1 protein-coding gene is annotated in these 247 nt (G+C 65.6%); it reads left to right on the top strand.

The genetic code is table 11. The features are described 5' to 3' along the window. Nucleotides 1–247: DUF192 domain-containing protein (locus tag V5P19_RS24200; RefSeq protein WP_334408075.1), on the top strand; the 247-nt coding region annotated here is incomplete at both ends.

Here is a 247-nt window from a genome sequence, read left to right as displayed (position 1 = left end):
CTATCCGCCTGAGGGTGGACCCCCGCGCGAGGCGAATTTCTGGATGAAGAACACGCCGAGCCCGCTCGACATTATGTTCATCCGTGCAGACGGCACCATCGCGCGGATCGCCGAAAATACCGCGCCGCAATCAGAAACGCAGATCCCCTCGGGCGAACCGGTCAGCGCGGTGCTGGAACTTCGCGGGGGCCGCGCGCTCGACCTTGGCATCGCCGAAGGCGATCATGTTGCCTGGGCGGGGCGGAAG

This window comes from Enterobacter sp. UNJFSC 003 (assembly GCF_036903355.1).
GTDB lineage: Bacteria > Pseudomonadota > Gammaproteobacteria > Enterobacterales > Enterobacteriaceae > Enterobacter.
This window is presented reverse-complemented; position numbering and strand designations above follow the sequence as displayed.